This window comes from Elizabethkingia bruuniana (assembly GCF_002024805.1).
Lineage (GTDB): Bacteria > Bacteroidota > Bacteroidia > Flavobacteriales > Weeksellaceae > Elizabethkingia > Elizabethkingia bruuniana.
This window is the reverse complement of record NZ_CP014337.1, coordinates 4,016,881-4,034,588: the sequence shown is the minus strand read 5'-3', so window position 1 is coordinate 4,034,588 and position 17,708 is coordinate 4,016,881. Positions and strand designations below refer to the sequence as shown.

At 35.9% G+C, this 17,708-nt stretch carries 15 protein-coding genes; 11 read left to right on the top strand and 4 right to left on the bottom strand.

Features of this window, described 5'->3' with window-relative positions; all coding sequences use genetic code 11:
• Positions 1-48 precede the first annotated feature (48 nt).
• From AYC65_RS18925 to AYC65_RS18885, 9 genes are all read left to right on the top strand, one after another.
• A complete protein-coding gene (locus AYC65_RS18925) occupies positions 49-489 on the top strand; it encodes a hypothetical protein (protein ID WP_034871681.1) in 441 nt (146 codons plus the stop codon).
• A 127-nt stretch (positions 490-616) separates the two neighbouring features.
• Entirely contained in the window at positions 617-1,606 is a 990-nt protein-coding gene (locus AYC65_RS18920; RefSeq protein WP_024563996.1) for an aspartate-semialdehyde dehydrogenase, read from the top strand.
• Between the two features lie 71 nt (positions 1,607-1,677).
• A complete protein-coding gene (locus AYC65_RS18915; protein ID WP_034871682.1) occupies positions 1,678-2,676 on the top strand; it encodes a cation diffusion facilitator family transporter in 999 nt (332 codons plus the stop codon).
• 101 nt (positions 2,677-2,777) lie between these two features.
• Complete coding sequence (locus AYC65_RS18910; protein WP_034871683.1) at positions 2,778-3,797, top strand: aminoglycoside phosphotransferase family protein; 1,020 nt, start codon at positions 2,778-2,780, stop codon at positions 3,795-3,797.
• A gap of 18 nt (positions 3,798-3,815) precedes the next feature.
• Positions 3,816-4,223 (top strand): GxxExxY protein, encoded by a 408-nt coding sequence (locus AYC65_RS18905; RefSeq protein WP_034871684.1) that lies wholly within the window; start codon positions 3,816-3,818, stop codon positions 4,221-4,223.
• A 51-nt stretch (positions 4,224-4,274) separates the two neighbouring features.
• Positions 4,275-4,676, top strand: coding sequence for a RapZ C-terminal domain-containing protein (locus AYC65_RS18900; RefSeq protein ID WP_034871685.1), 402 nt, complete (start codon positions 4,275-4,277; stop codon positions 4,674-4,676).
• Between the two features lie 3 nt (positions 4,677-4,679).
• A complete protein-coding gene (locus AYC65_RS18895) occupies positions 4,680-5,393 on the top strand; it encodes a nucleotidyltransferase family protein (protein WP_034871686.1) in 714 nt (237 codons plus the stop codon).
• 12 nt (positions 5,394-5,405) lie between these two features.
• Entirely contained in the window at positions 5,406-6,137 is a 732-nt protein-coding gene (locus tag AYC65_RS18890) for an LOG family protein (RefSeq protein ID WP_034871687.1), read from the top strand.
• A 59-nt stretch (positions 6,138-6,196) separates the two neighbouring features.
• Complete coding sequence (locus AYC65_RS18885) at positions 6,197-6,664, top strand: DUF6702 family protein (protein WP_034871688.1); 468 nt, start codon at positions 6,197-6,199, stop codon at positions 6,662-6,664.
• Between the two features lie 246 nt (positions 6,665-6,910).
• On the opposite strand, the gene AYC65_RS18880 is transcribed toward AYC65_RS18885, so the two are convergent.
• On the bottom strand, positions 6,911-8,317 hold the full coding sequence (locus tag AYC65_RS18880) for a DUF5689 domain-containing protein (RefSeq protein WP_034871689.1): 1,407 nt from the start codon (positions 8,315-8,317) through the stop codon (positions 6,911-6,913).
• A gap of 26 nt (positions 8,318-8,343) precedes the next feature.
• Positions 8,344-11,190, bottom strand: coding sequence for a carboxypeptidase-like regulatory domain-containing protein (locus AYC65_RS18875; RefSeq protein ID WP_034871690.1), 2,847 nt, complete (start codon positions 11,188-11,190; stop codon positions 8,344-8,346).
• Between the two features lie 148 nt (positions 11,191-11,338).
• Here AYC65_RS18875 and AYC65_RS18870 point away from each other — a divergent pair, with 148 nt between their 5' ends.
• Both AYC65_RS18870 and AYC65_RS18865 read left to right on the top strand, forming a co-directional pair.
• The gene (locus AYC65_RS18870; RefSeq protein WP_034871691.1) at positions 11,339-12,532 is read left to right on the top strand and encodes an endonuclease/exonuclease/phosphatase family protein; all 1,194 of its coding nucleotides are present in this window, start codon (positions 11,339-11,341) and stop codon (positions 12,530-12,532) included.
• A 71-nt stretch (positions 12,533-12,603) separates the two neighbouring features.
• Positions 12,604-13,026 carry a DUF6146 family protein gene (locus AYC65_RS18865; protein ID WP_034871692.1) on the top strand — a complete coding sequence of 141 codons (423 nt, stop codon included), beginning with the start codon at positions 12,604-12,606 and terminating at the stop codon, positions 13,024-13,026.
• Between the two features lie 106 nt (positions 13,027-13,132).
• Here AYC65_RS18865 and AYC65_RS18860 read toward each other — a convergent pair whose 3' ends face one another.
• Both AYC65_RS18860 and AYC65_RS18855 read right to left on the bottom strand, forming a co-directional pair.
• Entirely contained in the window at positions 13,133-14,674 is a 1,542-nt protein-coding gene (locus AYC65_RS18860) for a RagB/SusD family nutrient uptake outer membrane protein (RefSeq protein WP_034871970.1), read from the bottom strand.
• Between the two features lie 13 nt (positions 14,675-14,687).
• Complete coding sequence (locus AYC65_RS18855; RefSeq protein WP_034871693.1) at positions 14,688-17,624, bottom strand: SusC/RagA family TonB-linked outer membrane protein; 2,937 nt, start codon at positions 17,622-17,624, stop codon at positions 14,688-14,690.
• Positions 17,625-17,708 lie beyond the last annotated feature (84 nt).

Below are 17,708 nucleotides of genomic sequence, written 5' to 3'. Positions count from 1 at the left end.
CCAATCTCGGCGGGTTTTGTTATATTTGTTCACATTTAAATTTAGATTATGCACAATATTTTTTTACAAGCGCACAGAGGCTTCGCTTATCTGGAGTTACTATTAGTCGCTCTTTTTATCATTGCATTGCTTACAGTGATACTTGGATATTCCGGTAAAGTTTCCAAATTACTGAGAAAATCAACTCTATTCGTAATGATCTTCTTCCACATCCAGTTTCTTATCGGTATTATTATGCTTGTAGGAACATCCGGATTTATGGATACAATCAAAGCAATGGGTATGGGCGGACTTATGAAAAATTCAGCTCTAAGATTCACCTATATAGAGCATCCTTTCTCTATGCTTATTGCTGCTATACTAATGACAATTCTGAATAAGAAACTTAAAACAAACGACACAATCTCTATGGGAATGGTCGTATTAGCTGTCCTTGCAATTGCACTTTTCGCATTTGCTTTGCCATGGGCAAAATTAATGGGAGCTTAACTATAACTTATCAGCAGCAAAGAATGCCGATAGCTAAAAACTATCGCCTATTTACTGTTATATATTAAGTATTAAGCTTTTATTTCTTAATTTTGACAATTATTTAACCAATATATCATACTTTAAAATGAAAATCGCTGTTGTCGGCGCAACCGGGATGGTTGGCCAGGTTATGCTGAAAGTTTTGGAAGAGAGAAATCTTCCGATAACTGAATTAATTCCTGTAGCATCTGAAAGATCTGTAGGAAAGAAAATTACTTTCAAGGGTCAGGAATATGCTATTGTAAGCATGCAGGAAGCTATTGACCGAAAACCTGAGATCGCTCTGTTTTCAGCAGGGGGAGAAACATCCAAACAGTTTGCACCTAAGTTTGCTGAAGCAGGCACAACAGTAATTGACAATTCTTCTGCATGGAGAATGGAAGTTGATAAAAAATTAGTTGTTCCGGAAATCAATGCTAATGTATTGACTAAAGAAGACAAAATCATTGCTAACCCTAACTGTTCTACAATTCAGTTAGTAATGGTATTGGCTCCTCTGAATAAAAAGTACGATATCAGAAGAGTTATTGTATCTACTTATCAGTCTGTAACAGGAACTGGTAAAGATGCTGTAGATCAGTTAAATGCTGAAATTAAAGGCGAAACTCCACAAATGGTTTATCCATATCAGATTTTCAAAAATGCTTTACCTCATTGTGATGTATTCGCAGATGATGATTACACGAAGGAGGAAATCAAATTAATGAAAGAGCCTAAGAAAATCATGGGTGATGATACTTTCAGCCTTACAGCTACTGCCGTAAGAGTACCCGTACAAGGAGGGCACTCTGAAAGTGTAAATATTGAATTCGAAAATGAATTCGATCTTCAGGAAGTTCGTCAGATCCTTTCAGAAACTCCGGGAGTTGTTGTATTAGATGATGTACAAAACAAAGTTTACCCAATGCCTTTGGAAGCTGAAGGAAAAGATGAAGTTTTCGTAGGAAGAATCAGAAGAGATCTTTCTCAGCCTAAAACGCTAAATCTGTGGATTGTTGCAGACAACCTCAGAAAAGGAGCAGCTACCAACGCTGTACAAATAGCAGAGTATCTGGTGGCAAACGAGCTAGTATAAAATAAAAACCAAGGCATCTTCTAAAGATGCCTTATTTTTGTAATATATTTTTTACCATAATATATCAATTGATGAAAGAGGAGACAGTCAATAAAGATATTAGTAAGCTTGCTTTTCAGCGGGCTATTGCTTTTGCCGGAATCATACTATTCATAGGCAAACTAGTTGCCTGGCAACTAACAAATTCGGACGCCGTATTTTCCGATGCAATGGAAAGTATAGTTAATATTGTGAGTGCATTTTTAGGCCTCTACTCTCTATACTTAGCAGCAAAACCAAAGGATAAAGAACATCCTTATGGACATGGAAAGGTAGAATTTATAACCTCCGGTGTAGAGGGATTGCTCATCATTATTGCCGGTATATTAATTATCGTCCAGTCCAGTAATAGCTTGATTAAGGGAAATCATGTAAAGGATCTCGACTGGGGAATTATCATAGTACTTATAACCGGACTTATTAATTATGGACTTGGCTGGTATTCCTTGATAAAAGGAAAGAGAGAAAACTCTCTGGTACTTATTGCTTCCGGCAAACATTTACAATCCGATACAATCACAACGCTTGGAGTTGTGATAAGCTTAGTCATTGTGCACTTTACACACTGGTACTGGATAGATAGTGTTGTAGCACTAATATTCGGGTCTTATATTATTTTTATTGGTTATCAGATTGTCCGTAAAGCGCTAAGCGGAATTATGGATGAAACCGATGATAAACTTTTAAAAGAAATCACTGCAATATTACTGGCCAACAGGCAACCACAATGGATAGATATTCATAATATGAAAATTCAGCAATACGGAGCCAATCTTCATATTGATGCTCATATTACGCTGCCGTGGTATTACAGTCTAAGAGATGCTCACAACGAAATGGAAAAGGTACTCATCTTGCTTGCTAAAAATCTGGACCGACAGATAGAATTCAATTTCCATATGGACGATTGTAAGCCTATCTCCTGCTCTGTATGTCAGATTAGTAATTGTCCTGTTCGTGAATTTCCATTTGAGAAAAAAATAGAATGGACTATTAAAAACATCAGTCAGGTACAAAAGCATACCGTCTAGATCAATAATAAAAAACTTTTAAAATATTATTTAATATATCTATATCGCTCTGTTTCCGCTTCTATAAATATCATTTAGTATATTTGTAAGGAGATCAGACTATGCGAGAAGAACTATTTCAGAAATTTTTAGAAGATTATTTTGGACATCCGAACTTTAAAATAACCCCTCTGCAACAGAGTGGCTCTGCCCGCCAGAATCTAATTGTTGAAACATCTGATAAAAAGTATATTCTTACTTTCAACGAAAAAATTGATGAAAATGAGAGTTTCTTCTATCTGACAAATGCATTTCGCAATTTACAGCTTCGCGTACCGGAAATTTATGCAATCAACACCGAAAGAAATCTTTATCTTCAACAATATGTTGGTTCCAATACTTTATCCGAAGTTATTACAAAAGAAGGACACAGCGAAAGGATAAAGAATCTAGTTGGCAAGACAATTAAATCACTAAGCAATTTTCAACAGAAAACATCAGGAAATATTGACTTCTCACACGCTTACGAATATGAAGCATATGATAGTTTTCCCATAACCCATGATCTTTATTACTTCAAAAACTTTCTGGTTGATGTACTAGAAATCGACTACCATAAAGGAAAAATATTAAAGGAGTTCAAACACATTTCTGACAAAGTTCAGTCACTTCAGCCACACACGGTTATGATGCGGGATTTCCAGGCCAGGAATATTATGGTCGATGATCAGGATGAAATTTATTTTATCGATTACCAGGCAGCAATGTTGGGACCAGCTACTTATGACCTTGTTTCATTTCTGTTTCAGGCCAAAGCAAACTTTTCTGCAGAATGGAAAAATGAGTTTCTTACCGAATATTTGGCTTTGAACAAAGATTCCTTTTCTGAAGACTCTTTCAAAGAAGCTGTAAACTATTGCAAACTCCTGCGTTTTCTTCAGGTATTAGGAGCATATGGTTTCCGTGGCCTTATTCAGCGGAAAAAACACTTTATAGAGAGTATTTCGCGTGGAATAGAAAACATTACTAATCTTTCCGAGAATTGGACAGAACTTCAGAAATATCCGGAATTACAAAAAGTAATTGTACAACTTTCAACACCAATTATAAATCAGAAAATCATTGAATTGTCTAACCATTAAGTAATTAAGAAAATTTAGATGATAACAAAAAAAGATATAACAATGCTCTCTTACAATGTCCTTGGTTGTGTAATCAAGGTACATAAAAATTTGGGGCCTGGTTTATTGGAAAGCATCTATGAAAAATGTCTGAAATACGAATTGGAAAGAAGCGGATATGATGTCGAACAACAAGTCTTAGCATCTATTATTTATGATGATTTATGTTTTGATACAGAATTAAAGTTAGATTTACTGGTAAATGACTTAATTTGTGTTGAATTAAAAACTGTTGATGAGATTAAGCCTGTACACCAAGCACAATTACTTTCTTATATGAAAATCCTTCAAAAGCCTCAGGGACTACTCATTAATTTTTATACAGATAATATAACAAAATCAGCAATCCCAATGGTTAATGAATATTTCATGGCATTACCTGATTAATAAGGCTTAATTCTCTAAATATCTTAATGATTAAAAATAATATATTATAAAATGTTAAACATCGAAATTCATAGTTTTTCATATAAAAAAGGAGGTATTCCGAAAGACAATTCCGGTAATTGTGGTGGTTTTGTATTCGACTGCCGCGGAATACTAAATCCGGGCAGAATTGAAGAATACAAACAACAAACCGGAAACGATATCCCTGTACAGGAATATTTAGAAGAAAAAACCAAGATTCAGGATTTTCTGAATTCAGTTTTCAGCATTGTTTCTATTAACATCGATGATTACCTTGCACGTGGATTCGAGAATCTGCAGATCAACTTCGGCTGTACTGGCGGGCAGCACAGGTCCGTATATTCGGCTATAAAAACAGCTGCATTTATACGTGAAAAATACCCACAAGCAAACGTTATCCTACACCATGATGAGCAACCTCAACTGAACTAATCTATGAAAGCTCTACTTTTTGCAGCAGGAAAAGGCACACGTTTAAAACCTTTTACGGATGCCCATCCGAAAGCTTTGGCTAAAGTAAACGGAATTACATTATTAGAACGTAACATCAATTACCTGCAGTCTTTTGGTATCAATAATTTCGTCATAAACATTCACCATTTCGGAGAACAAATTGTTGATTTCCTAAAAGAAAAAAATAACTTCGGCGCTCAGATAGAAATATCCGATGAAAGCGAACTATTATTGGAAACCGGAGGTGGCTTAATGTTTGCAAAACCTTTTCTGGAAAAGGAAGAATGTTTTCTTATTATGAACGTGGATATCTTAACTGATTTGAATATTACAGAATTCATTAACTTCCACAAAGAACATAAAGATTTTGTTACCCTTGCTGTTTCGGACAGAGAAAGTAGCAGAAAATTACTTTTCGACGATTCTATGATCTTAAAAGGGTGGATGAACACCAATACCGGAGAACAAAAGCTTGCAGAATTCAACAAAGGCTTCCGCCCCTTAGCATTCAGCGGAATCCATTGTATTAATTCTCTTATTTTTGATAAAATAAAACGTACCGGAAAATTTTCCATTATGGAAGAATACCTGGATTTTATGATGACAGAAAGAATCAATGGCTATCTTCATGATGCATATCTTGTAGATGTTGGAAAACCGGAGAGTATTCTGTTGGCAGAAGAATATTTTAAATAAAAATGTAGACACATGAAAAAGAAAGATACACCTAAAAATGATATTATTTTAGATGAAAGAGTAAAAGAAAGTTTCCGCCAGAAAAGCTGGGACGAGAAACTGACTAAGGACAGCTGGATGGTTTTTAAAATCATGGCTGAATTTGTTTCCGGATTTGAAAAGATGACAGAAATAGGCCCCTGCGTTTCCATCTTCGGCTCTGCAAGACTGAAGGAAGACCACAAATATTATCAAATGGCTACTGAGATAGCCGAAAAAATAACTGAATTAGGATTCGGAGTTATCACTGGTGGTGGCCCCGGAATTATGGAGGCCGGAAATCGTGGTGCACACGGACACGGAAAATCTATCGGACTGAACATAGACCTTCCTTTTGAACAACATTTCAATCCATACATTGACGATGGTTATAATATGGATTACGATTACTTCTTTGTACGAAAGGTAATGTTTGTAAAATACTCTCAGGGATTTATCGTTATGCCTGGAGGCTTCGGAACACTAGATGAACTAATGGAAGCCCTCACCCTTATTCAGACCAACAAAATTGGACGCTTCCCAATTGTGTTAGTAGGAAGTGAATTCTGGGGAGGCTTAATCGACTGGTTTAAAAGCTCATTACTTAAAAACGGTCTTATTTCAGAAGAAGATCTTAATCTTTACAGAATTGTAGACAATGCAGATGACGCTGTTGCCCATATCAAGGCATTCTACGAAAAATATGCAATTAGTGTTAATTTTTAGTTAATTTGTGGCATATATTTTGACTCTTATTATTTGGAAATGAAATTAATTCTCTTAAAATGAAAAAGTTATTAGGAACATTAGGCATATTATCATTGCTAATTTTCGCATTTAGTTTTATGGAATTCCATTCTTCTATGACCAAGGTAGATTATAATGAAGCGAACGGAGTTCTGAAGTTCACTACCAAAATGAACGCTTCAGATTTAGAGCAGGCTCTTAAAATGGATTCTAAAAGCGGAAGTTTTGATAATGCTGCTAAAAATTATGTAAACGCTAACTTTAGTACTAGTGTAAATGGGGCTCCTGTAAGACTTACATATACCGGAAGCCAGGTAAATGGTGAAGCAGTGTGGGTATATTTTGAGGCTTCAGGCATAGGAAATATCAGTACTATAAAAGTTAAAAATACAATACTTCTGAATGAATTTTCCAGCCAGATGAATCTGGTAACCGTTTCTTATAAAGGTAAACAGAAAACAATGACCTTCCAGAGAGGTAAAGAAGTAAATGAAGCTGCTTTTTAAAATTACAAAACAACAAATAAAGAACACTCAGTCCATATGGACTGAGTATTTTTTTATAATGACATAAGAAAGTCACGCTTTTTTCTATCTTAATTTAAAGCCCGTTTAATCACTTTTATTCTAAAAAGTATAAGATGATATATCCGAGCATATATCATCCTTATTATTTCAGCACTATAAGAATCTTTAAAATAAAAAACCGGAAGAGATTTTCTTCCGGTTTTTTATTTATATAATCAGATTATATTATTCTATTTTAAGGTTATCTATAAGTAGATTATAAGTTCCTGATTTTCCTATTTTAAATGCAAATATATTTGATCCGGCTTTCGTATTAACACTTGGCATTGTACTTAGGTCTAATGCTACGAGAACCCATTTACCTTTTGTATCGACACTTCCGCCATAACCGTTAGTTATTGCAGCTGTAAGCTGTACACTTCCTGTTACATCCCCGGAATTAAATGGCGTATACTTACTCGCTGCATCGTATACATTGAAGGATAATCCATTACCCGCAGCTGTACCATTCATATAGAAAGTAATTCTTTTTGGTGCAGCAGGATACCCTGCTCCAGATCTAACTGTAAATACATAATCATTGCTTCCTGTTGCCGGTGTATTGATTAATAAAGCATTACCTCCATTCATCCCTTTACCTACTGCTTGAGAAACATATGGTTTTACGCCATTACCATCCAAAGCAGCAATGAAATCATTCCAGTTTTCAAAATCTGCTCCTTTAAATAGCCATGCTGCATTAGCTGCCGGAGGAGTTACTGTATCAGGAGGAGTTACTTCAACAGTGAATCTGTCTTTTGTAAGGTTAAGATCTTTAAGATCTCTAAGATATGCCTGATATGTTGTATTATATCTGCTAAGAATCATCGTAATATCACCGCTCTTCACATAATTAGGAGAAATTTTCTCTGTTGAGAAATTGGCATAATTACTAAATCTAAGGTCTAATTTGTTGCCTTTAGGATCTACAATATATCTGTCTCCAGTTTTATCAGCATCGCTAAAGGTCTTAGACAACTCAGCATCATCAAATTGCACTCCTTTAATCGTAATCAATTTATTGACATTCTGAGGCTGCAAAGCATCGGTAATATTATCAAATACTACTGGCACCATCTGACTAATTACAGCCTTCCCTTCAGTTCCACAAACTCGCGCAATGTAATCTGATAATTTATTAGGATTAATTCTCCCAATAGGGTAATCAGGATCATAAGTACCAATTTTAACATTATTATTAGTCGCCTGCACCACTAATCCCTTAAGATTAAGTCTTATTTTAGATCCTAATGGGTAATTAACATACTGATTCGATCCATCAATGTCTATTTCAACTGCTTGTGTAGGATTTTCAGGCTTGTCCTGAACATATAATGCCTTATAAATATTCCCGGATTGGTCTGAAGAAGATACATAAGCTTCTACAATATAATCTTCCTTAATAATATCTGCTTGTGTAGGCTTCACTTTTGCAATTGCCGGCAAATCAGACAATGCGTGATTAGTTGCCGGGAATCTATCTGTACAAGCAATTGTAGGAACTGAATAATCGTCACTTTTAACACACGAATTAAGGGCTGCTATGCCTAAAGTCGCGATAATAAATGATTTAAAATATGATATATGGTTCATTTTTTTTTATTTAAATTGATTAGAAATTAGAAACGTAACTGAACATTGAAGAAATAAGATCTTCCTTGTGAATAGAAATACTTAGGAGCAAAGTTTGAGGTATTTCTATCAAAATCAGCTACATAATCTTTATAGTTAATGTACCTTGTCTGCTCAAAACCTCCCGTAATATATTTCTTGTTATTCAGGATGTTATTAACCGTCGCAGAAATTACAAAATAATATTTCCCTATAACCCAGGATTTCCCTGCACTTGCGTTAAAGAAAAATGCATCTGGTAATTGTACCTGCTTCAGAACTCGTCTCAACTCTACTTCATTAACATCATCATATGGTACCCCCGGTGTATTCGGATTATAGATAAACGAATTTGTTCTGGTAGCAGGAGAAGGATCTATATATCCATCACGTAAATAATTCCAGTTACCACTAATCCACCAGTATTTCGGACTGCTATACCTTAAGCCTACCGAGAATGCCTGTTGTGGTGTACCTCCTACTTTATAATCTTTAAGATATGACTCTCCAAGATCTTTATATTCAGATCTTACAAGCTCTCCTTGTTTATTATAATCATAGAAAACGCCCATTGCATCGGATGCAAAATAAAGCTTTGGATTATTTGTATAGGTATACTGTCCAATACTTGCCAAACCACTAGCTGTAAGAGTTGGAGTAATCTTTACCTGAATACCCACTTCTACACCCATATTTCTTGTATTTACATTGGATAATACCTGTGTAACCATTGCCTGGTTGTCTCCTTGTATCTCTTGTCCCGCGTCATCCAATGTATTAAAGCTTATTCCATTTGCAAAATAACGCTGTACATTAGTATCATTCATCGTATTGATCAAATAACCAGTTAATCTTAATTTAAAGCTTGGCGCTGAAATTATATAACTTAAATCATTTGCATTAATAATAGTACTCTGAATATTTGGAGAAACAGCATTGCTATTTCTTGCATTGATAAAAATATCATTAAGGAACGGTGCCTGAGAATAGTATGCCCCGTTATACATCAAGAACATTCTTCCGTTCAGCTTATAAGTCAATTGTCCTTTCAAACCAAAATTCCAGAAATTTTGATCTGCTCCTTTACCATAAGAATCTTTATATAAGTAATGTTGGAAAAGACCTTCTCTGTTATTTGTTGAATAACCTACTAAAGCAGAAACAAATCCATCAATCCTCGGTGTTGAAAATTTCAGTCCGGCATTGAAATTAATATCCTGACGTCTGTAGATATAATCATACCCGAATTTATCTCCTACTTTTTTGTTAACATTTGAATCCAATGTATTGAAGCTCCCTCCTCTGGCTGTTTTAGCAAAAGGGTCCATATTAAGTGCATAATCAGCACCTAATAAATCCTTAATCTCTCTATATTGTTCAGAATAATAATTCTGATAGGTCAGATTAAGAACCAACTTCATTCTGTCCGTAAGATTATTGGTATAATGTGTTGATACATTCCAAATTTTGTTGTTCTTCACATCATTTTCAAGAAAATAAAAAGCTCTTCTTCCATTCTCTCCTACCGGTCCATTTAGATTAGCATTATACAATGAATTCCAATTGATTTGTGTATGATCCTGATCGTTATTAGTCCACCAGTCTTTGGTTAATGCAAGATTTTCCTGCTGTGAAAGGCTAGGTTTATCTAAATTCTCCCAATAGCTTGGAAGATTTCTATAGTAAATTGGAGACGGGTTGTTGGCCTTATACCAATCTAATCTGGAACTTTTTTCTTTTCCGAACTGGTAAGAAACAGTTGTCCATAAATCAGATTTTTTATTAATCTTCCAGTAATCCGTTAACTGGATCATTGGCATAAATCCGGTTTTTACTCTCTCACTACGTTTTCTTCCATCTTGCCATCCCCAGTAAGCATTGTAATGAATACCTCTATAATCATATACTTCCTGAGTATTCGGGCTGGATGTACTTCTTCTGTAGTCTGAGCCAATTGCATTAAGTGTTACCGTATGCTTATCATTGATTTTCTTTTCAACTCCCAGGTAACCACTGATAGCATCATAGAAAGTTCCGTCCTGTATACCTTCCTGCGCCCATCTTCTGGCAATCATACCTGTAAATGCCCATCCTTTCTTATTCATTCCGGAAGAGAACCTGTATGATAATCGGTTATTATAGTTACGGTTGGTCAGAGAATAGGTGAGCTGGCTACCTTTACGGTAATCACTCGCTTTCGTGTTTTTATAAAATACAGATCCCACACCACCAAATCCATATTCAGACGGACTGTGATTCAGTGCGATTTCCGGATAGCGTGTAATTTCATTAAGTCCACCCCACGTACTAAAATCTACCATTCCCGTATCCGGACGTGCGGTAGAAACACCATTAATCATATTTTCTCCTAGTCTCGAATCAATCCCTCTCGGGCGGAACCAGTAAAATCCAAGATCAAATGCTGCGATACTACTAAACACATCTCTCGACGATTGTAGCAAGCCAACTGTTGACTGGTTATTGAGCTCATCAGACTGATCGCTGTCATCAAGAATAGTAAATCCCTGATCTATATCATTAAAATTAGTGGATAATTTGATGACACCTAAATCCTGTCTTTTTTTACCTTCTTCAACATCAAATTCTACAATTTGAGATTCAAAAGGAGGTTTTGAAACTGTAATCTGATAGTGTCCCGGCTTCAGACCTACAAATTGGAAATATCCAATTTTGTCAGCTGTTACACTATACGATGATCCTTTCATGCTTACATCCGCACTCTCTACAGGTTTCCCCGCAGTATCTTTAATATACGCAAAAGCAGTAGTTTGTGCGTAGTAAAAAGATGCCGGCAACAGTGTAAACAATGACAGCAATGATAGCTTTTTAATCATATCTTAAATATTGTTTAGTAATTATCGAGGTCATTTTCCGCAAATTTAGTGTAATTTTATTTAGCGGAGGGTATGAGGCCACCCCATTGATGTCATGTAAAATTAAAGATTTATTTCATTTATCTTTGTAATTTCAAACCAATCTGACATGAGGAAATTTTTATTCATTACTCTATTATTTACGAATATATTACTTTTTTCCCAAAGTAATATAAGAAGAGTTGCTGCTGTAGGATTTTATAATGTGGAAAATTTATGGGACATCTATAAATCCGCAGATTATATTGACGGAACAAAAGATGTAAGCAACCCTGCATTTCACAGAAGCATTCCTGTAGATTCTATACAGTATCTGGAGCATGAACCCTATAAAGGACAATGGAGTGATGCTCTTCTGAAAGGAAAGAAAGCCGTAAGACAGCAATACTCTAATGGTGAATTTACACCACAAAGTGCCAAAAATTATACTGAGAAAGTTTATCAACAAAAACTGGGGAATATTGCTCAAGTTATTTCAGAGCTCGGTAGTAAGTATACCAAAACAGCTCCAGTTGTGGTAGGTCTTGTTGAAGTAGAAAACAGACAGGTTATTGAGGACCTGGTAAAACAGCCTCAGCTTGCTAAATACAATTATGGCGTTGTTCATTTTAATTCTTATGATGCCAGAGGTATCGACAATGGGCTGATTTATCAAAAAGGCCGTTTCAAACTTGAAAAAGCATGGAAGAAGGAGCTAAAAATATTCGATAACGGAAAACGTGAATACACCAGAGATTTGTTAGTTGTTCTTGGAGAATTAGATGGAGAGAAATTTGCTTTCTTCGTAAATCACTGGCCTTCCAGAAGAGGTGGTGAAGCTATTTCTCTTCCGAAAAGAAATGCTGCAGCAGCATTGCTCAATCAGCAAATGGACAGCATAAGAAACAGCAATCCGGAATACAGATTAATGGCAATGGGTGACTTTAATGACGATCCGGTTAGTCCAAGTTTCAAAAACTATGTAAAAGCTACAGGTGATATCGATAAAGTAAGTGATGAAACACCATATTTTAATCCGATGTTTAAGATGTTTAAGAATGGTGTAGCTTCTTTAGCATACCAGGATGCACCGAATTTATTCGACCAGATTATTTATTCAAAAAATCTAATCGGAGACAAAGGAAGATCTGCACAAAAAGATTATACTGTGTATACAACCGAAGTATATGCTCCGGGATACCTCATCAATAAAGAGGGAAGCTACAAAGGTTATCCTTTCAGATCATGGGACGGAGATCGATTTACTGGAGGATATAGTGACCATTTCCCGGTTTTCAGTATTCTGCAAAAATCTGCACAATAAAAATTTAATAACCGCTAGCAAAGCGGTTATTTTTTTGTACTAAATTTGATATACATTTAAAAATATTGATTATGAAAAACTTTATTCTTATCATTATACTTAGTGTATTAACATTCTCCTGTACATCGAGAAATGTTGCACCACCAACTGAAGGCTCTCATCAGCCTGCAAAAGTAGAAAAGGGTGACGATGGAGAATGGGAACTTACTGTTTTCGATACAGACTATGAAAACTTCCTGCTTACCAGAGCAAGACCTAAATCCATGTATACAGAATCTTATCTTAAAAGCAGAAATACGATTTTGGTAAACGAATGGAACAGTTTATATATGTCCGGAAGATACAGAAACATTGTAGAATCTCAGATTGATTATGATCCAAACGAAAAGTACGGAATGGATTTTGAGTACAGGCTTTATCAGGTATTTGTTTATGTCAACTGGAAATACGGACTGAAACTATACAGCCTTAGTAACGTGGAAGGATTGAGGTAAAATATTTTCCCCGCTCATATTATAATAACAATAGCCGGATATAATCCGGCTATTGCATTGAAGTTAAAGTAACTATATGAAAAAAACTTTCATATTAAAATTGAAATTAGTATCCTGGGTTTTGTTTAATTACTGTGTTGATCAATTCCTTATATGGTATCGGAAGGATTTCGTTTTTATTTGGCTTAAATCCTCTGTTTCCAAGTACTACAGGTGCATCTCCCCATCTCACCAAATCAAACCAACGGTGTCCTTCACCGGCAAGTTCTCTTCTTCTTTCATCTTTTATAGCCTGCATAGAAACGGGTACTGACGGCAGCCCTACTCTTTGTCTTACAGCATCCAGCAATGCCTGAGCTCTGGCTCCGGAAGCATTCAGAGCCTCTGCTTCCATCAGATAGGTATCCGCCAGACGGATAGCATATATATCCTGATTAAAATTAAGTTCAACCGGTCCGGTTCCTGTTGTTTTGTTAGACTGCATTGGCAGGAATTTATTCAGAAAATAGCCTGTATCTTTATAAGCCGCCCCATAGGTAGCATATCCATCTGCAACAAGTTTTTTCACATTCATTATAGTTGCATTCAGTCTAGGATCATCTTTCATAAAATTATAAAGATCTTCTGTAACTGGATTAAATGCCCATCCTCCCGAATATATATCCGGAGCATTAGCGGCTACACCAGCTTTAGTCCTATTAAAAGATCTGGGACCTATCATCTGGTTTACAGAATTTCCTTCATCATTTCCTTGACCCCACCATCCCCAATCTGTACTACCTTTACTTGTATATACAATTTCGAGTACTGATTCTGTATTGAATTTACTACCAAAGCTCCACAGATCATTATAATTTGCCAGAAGTTTATATCCGTACTGACTTGTCCCTCCCGGAGCACCATTTACATCTGCGAATTGTGCTGCTGCCAGATCTTTCTTCCCATCATATAAATAAATTTTTCCCAACATTGCCTTTGCAGCTCCCTGGCTCAGTCTTCCTTTCTCACCATCTGGTACTATTGCTGGTAAAACTGCAATTGCAGTTAGCAAGTCGGTTTCAATCTGTTGATAAATCTTTTTAGGGTCTTCCTGTGGTACATTATACAGATTATCCTGAGAACTAAGAATAGGCTTTAGCATTAACGGAATATTCCCAAACATTCTTAACAATTCGAAATAATAAATAGATCGTAAAGCCAGTGCCTCAGCATTAAATCTTGCTTTTTCATTAGCATCCATTGGCACTGCGGAAAGCTTATCTAATAATAAATTTGCTCTCGCTATTCCCTGAAAATAATTATTCCAGTAACTCTGCGGTATCTTATAGGAGTCTATTGAATAATTAGAAAAACTTTGTATACCTATTCCGTCCGTAGCATTTCCGCCACCTGCATTAAAATCATCTGAGGCAGCGTTAAAAAAAGTAATTGTATTTTCAAAGCCTGCAGCATATTTATTAATAGGATCATATACGCCTATAAGTGCCTGAAAAGCCTGATTTCTGTCTTTAAAAAATTCGTCAGTATTGAAAGCTCCTTTATTCTGAACATCTTCTACATAATCGGAACTACAAGATTGTACGGCTCCAAGTGACAAAACAGCCACACATAATACAGAGATTGTTTTATTTTTTATATAATTTTTCATTGTAATATTCATCTTAAAATTCAATGTTAGCTCCAAAAATGAAAGTTCTGGCCTGTGGATAATAAGCTCTATCTATACCCAAAACATTTTTATCATTTGTATTTACTCCTGCAACTTCAGGATCATAACCTGTATATTTTGTAAAGGTTACCAGATTCTCTCCTGTTACATAAAATCTTACTCTGCTTGCACCAAAGCTCTTCACCACATCTTTTGGTAAAGTATAACCTATCTGTACCAATTTCAACCTTAGGTAATCTCCTTTCTGAAGATAAAAATCCGACATCCAGCTAAAGTTCCTGTTCGTATCATTGGTTGTTAAACGCGGATAATCATAAGATGTACCCTCTCCATGCCAACGGTTCAGCACTTCTCTCTGATAATTGGCGTCCTGAAGATCTAATCTGCGTAGCCCCTGGAATACTTTATTCCCTGCCTGCCCCTGTGCAAATAGCATTAAGTCAAAATTCTTGTAATTAAGATTCACAGTCAAACCAAAAGTAAACTTAGGAATGGCGTTCCCCAGATAAGTGTAATCATTGTTATCGATAACCCCGTCACCATTGGTATCAACCCAACGGAAATCTCCCGGTTTAGCATCTGGCTGAATAAGCTGTCCTTTAGCATTTCTATATGAATTAATTTCCGTTTGATTCTGGAAAACACCGTTATGCTTCAGACCAAAGAAAGAAGAATAAGGCTGTCCAACCTGAAGTCTCTGTACATCTCCCATAGACTGGAAACCTGCATCACTGGTAGTTGTCCATAATTTATTATCTTCCAATGAAAGAATTTCATTCTTCAGGTAAGAGAAATTTCCATTTACAGAAATTCCGAAATCATCCGAAAAACTTTTTTTATAACCTAATTCTACTTCAATCCCTTTATTAGACATATCAGCAATATTAGCAGCAGGTAAATCCGTAATACCTACATATCCCGGGATATCATAATATCTTAGAATTCCTGTGGTTTTCTTTTGATAAGCATCAACTGTTAAGCTGAAATTATTGAACAATTTTAAGTCAACAGCAATATTGGTTTGTGCTGTTCTTTCCCAAGCCAGATTTTCATTTGCTAATGTTCTCAGGCGATATCCTATATTAATAAATTCGCCTTCGCGTACTGAATAAAACGGATAATTACTTTTTCCAACAATAGTCGATTTAAATAAGAAGTCACCAATAGCATCATTACCAGTTTCTCCATAGCCTCCTCTAATTTTCAGCATATTAACCACTTTATTTTGCGGCCAGAAGCTTTCATTAGAAACAACCCATCCTAGTGAGAATGCAGGAAAAGTACCCCATACTTTATTTGATCCGAATTTCGAAGAACCATCCCTTCTGATTGTACCTGTGAATAAATACTTGCCTGCGTAATCATAAATTACTCTTCCGAAATATGATGTTTTCTTGGCCTGAATACCATCATAAGCTGATGTTGTTCTGTCACTCTGGCTTACATCAAAATTAAAGGAAGCATCTCGCCAATTATTTACAGGCAGGTTAGTATAAGTAGTTGTTTGCCCTTCTGCAATATTATACAAATAAATCCCCTGTCCTGCTAGTACATCAAAAGTATGTTCACCTATCTTTTTATGGTAATTGATGGTATTTTCCATACTCCATTCAAACTTTCTGTTTGTAGCTCTGGTCAGATTATTTTTTCCTGTATTGCTATAGGTCGGACTTAAATAATAAAGTGGTGTAAAACTCTGATTGCCCCAGTATGAAAGCTTTCCGTTTAACGCCGAACGAACTTTAAAATCTTTTAGCAACTTTAGTTCACCAAAAACATTTCCTACAAAGTCGTCTGTCCAGTTATAATTGCCCTGTTGAGTTTGCTGAAATGCCAGTGGATTAGCCATTTCCTGATTAACTAAAGAAGAAATACCATAAGGCCTCCCTTGCGGATCTCTTATAATATACTGGTTGCTATAATTGGGTCCGTTTAGTTTTGCCGGATCTGTTTCCACAACAGGTGTTGTAGGATCTAAATTGATCGCCGAACTTAAAGGTCCGCCAAATTCACCATTAGCATTAATTCCCTGTGATTTGGTGTGTGTATAATTCAAAGTCTGCCCTAAAGTTAGAAATGGCAACACCTGATGTGTAGAGTTCAACCTTGCTGTATATCTCTTATAGTGTGAAATGTCCCGCATCACAATCCCTTCCTGATCAAAATAACCAAAAGAGCCAAAGTAAGTAGATTTATCATTTCCACCACTTACGGTAATATCATGAGATGTCTTAGCCGCTGTATTGAATATCTGTTTCTGCCAGTCTGTTCCTACTCCAAGAGAAGAAGGGTTTGAGAAAAATGGCTGCTCATTATTGTTAATCCTTTTTTCGTTAACAATCATTGCATATTCAGATGCATTCAACAGATCCAGCTTTTTTGCTGCACTTCCAATTCCATAGAAACCGTTATAAGATAATGTCAGTTTCCCTTTTTTTCCTTTCTTAGTGGTAACCAAAACAACTCCACGAGCTGCCGAAACCCCGTAAATGGCTGAAGAGGCTCCGTCCTTCAACACTTCTATACTTTCAATATCCGACTGGTTTAGGAAACCTATGTTATCTACAGCAATACCGTCTACAATCCACAAAGGATCGTTACCGGCACCAAAACTGGTAATACCTCTTACACGAATTGTTGCTGAAGATCCGGGTTGTCCGGAGTTAGACACTACAGAAACCCCTGAAGCCCGTCCTTGCAAGACCTGTTCTGGTCTTCCGGCTGGGACATTTTCAAGGTCCTTAGCTTTAATACTGGCAATAGCACCGGTAACATTACTCTTTTTCTGTGTACCGTATCCAATGACTACTACCTCTTCAATCTTTTTCTCACTAGCGGCCGTATCTTTTTTCGACTGCTGTGCATTAATATTTGCTGTAAAATATAAAACAGCAATTAAACTTAGATTACGAATTGGTGATTGTTTCATATTATTATTATCTCTCTTAGAGACAATAATAATAAATTTTATGATATGTTAACAAAAAATTTAACTTTTCTTAATATTCATCGG